This window comes from Streptomyces griseorubiginosus (genome assembly GCF_017614965.1).
GTDB lineage: Bacteria > Actinomycetota > Actinomycetes > Streptomycetales > Streptomycetaceae > Streptomyces > Streptomyces griseorubiginosus_B.
Genome location: NZ_WVUG01000599.1, coordinates 1 through 1,907 on the forward strand (window position 1 = coordinate 1; position 1,907 = coordinate 1,907).

The following is a 1,907-nucleotide window of genomic DNA, read 5'->3' on the forward strand; positions in this document are numbered from 1 at the left end:
GTGCAGGAGGGTGGGGGCGGAGGTGTTGGTGGTGGCGCTCCAGCCGATGCGGGGGTCGCCGGACAGGCCGCGGTGCGGCGTGGTGGACGTACCCGTGTGCGGTCCCGTCTGCGTCGCGTTCATGATCGTCTTCCCCTCCGTGCATCCCCCCGGAGGAGACAGACTGCCAAACTCCGTTGCTGGTGCGGTAGCTGGGGCGGTGCGACACGCCCGGGTTTGGGCGGTCCGTGAGGGCGGGGTGACGGCTGGTCACGGAAGCGGAGGGCGGCTGACCGGGGCCCGGTGACCGGTGCGGTCGTACCGCATAGGCTGTCGGCACCGCTTTCGTGCGGGTGGCGCTTGCCGGCATGCGTGAGGGCGTGTGGTGGCGGGCGCGGTGTGGTCACGACGTGAGTCGGGACGGACGAGACAGTCGATACGGGGCGTGGTGGGCGGCGGAGGCCGGTCGCCGCGGTTCGTACCAGAGTGCCGCAGGGGGCAACCGCCATGACGACAGGTCGGCTCGGGCTGGGGGCGCCGCCCAGCCGCCAGGCTGGGGGACAGGCCGCGCCGCCGAACGCGGCCTATGCCGGGCAGGTCGTGCACTTCCCGGATCCGGTCCGGGCGGCCCGTCACCCGAGAGGGGTACGGGTCGACGAGCGCGGTTACCCCGATTTCTCTCCCTACGCGCGTGCGGCCGCGGAGATCGCGGAGGCGCCGGAGGGTTTCGGGGTCGACGAGCTGCGGCTGACGGACTACGTGTCGGCCAACGCGGCGCTGGCGGCTTCGGGTCATGACCTGTGGGACACGGTGTCGCCGGTGGCGACGCCGCACGGCTGGACGTGGCATCACGTGGCGGGCAGCCGGCGGCTGGAGCTGATCCCGGTCGAGGTGAAGGCGCTGCTGCGGCACCACGGGGGGATCGCGACGTCGGCGGTGGACCAGGACAAGCGGGGCACGCGGCCGTTGCAGGAGACGCGTCCGGCGCATTTCGGGCTGCCGAAGTCGGGGGTGGCGGTGACGGAGGCGCAGGTGCAGGGGGTCGAGGAGGACCTCGGGTACCGGTTGCCGGGTGCGTACCGTTCGTTCCTGAAGGCGGCGGGCGGGTGCGCGCCGGTGGGCACCGCGCTCGACGCGGGGCTCGGCCTGCTGATCGACCAGCCGTTCTTCACGGTGCGCGACGAGGCGGCGGTCAATGACCTGGTGTACGTCAACAAGTGCCTGCGCGACCATCTGACCAAGGATTATCTGGGCGTCTGTTTCGTGCAGGGCGGGTTGCTCGCGGTGAAGGTGAAGGGCGAGCGCATCGGTTCTGTGTGGTTCTGCGCGTACGACGATGTGCGGGACGTCGATCCGTCGTGGGCGCCCGCGGAGCGGGTGGAGCGTCTGCTGCTGCCGTGCGGTGAGGACTTCGACGTGTTCCTGTCCCGACTGGCGGGATCCCCGCCGGAGTTGGAGACGGTGGCGAATCTGATGGTGGACGGCGGTTTCGCGCGGTCCGTTCCCGTGGTGGGGGAGTGAGCCGGCGATGGTGACGTTCGCGCAGGCGCAGGAGCGCGCCGAGGAGTGGATCAACGGTGACGTGCCGTCGTACCAGCACCGTGAGGTGCGGGTACGGGAGTTCGAGCTCGGTTTCGTGGTGTGGGCGGAGGACCGTGCGGAGGGTCCGCGGTCGGACGGCGGCGCGCAGCGGCTGGTGATCGCCCGGGACAGCGGCGAGGCCACGCTGTGGCCCTCGCTGCCGGTGGGTGAGGTCATCCGCCGTTACGAGGAGGAGTACGGCCGCCCGGACCCCGCCGACGAACCGGCGCCGCCGGCCGCGTCCTCCGCCCGCGTCGACCTGAACCAGACGTCGTTCCTGCTGAGCCCTCCGGAGTGGCTGCAGGAGGCGGCGGACAAGCTGGGGATCGGGGAGCGGCGGGGTGAGG

At 71.8% G+C, this 1,907-nt stretch carries 1 protein-coding gene and 2 pseudogenes; 2 read left to right on the top strand and 1 reads right to left on the bottom strand.

Features of this window, described 5'->3' with window-relative positions; genetic code table 11:
- Positions 1-123, bottom strand: a pseudogene (locus GRC12_RS47190) (YwqJ-related putative deaminase); the annotation flags it as partial.
- Between the two features lie 363 nt (positions 124-486).
- Here GRC12_RS47190 and GRC12_RS44045 point away from each other — a divergent pair.
- Both GRC12_RS44045 and GRC12_RS44050 read left to right on the top strand, forming a co-directional pair.
- Positions 487-1,500: an SMI1/KNR4 family protein gene (locus GRC12_RS44045; protein WP_208786035.1), complete on the top strand. Its 1,014-nt coding sequence runs from the start codon at positions 487-489 to the stop codon at positions 1,498-1,500.
- A gap of 7 nt (positions 1,501-1,507) precedes the next feature.
- Positions 1,508-1,907: pseudogene (locus GRC12_RS44050) on the top strand (SUKH-4 family immunity protein); the annotation flags it as partial.

Excerpts from the sequence above, each read along its gene's own strand:
- GRC12_RS44045 (WP_208786035.1), top strand. The coding sequence starts at position 487 with ATGACGACAGGTCGGCTCGGGCTGGGGGCGCCGCCCAGCCGCCAGGCT.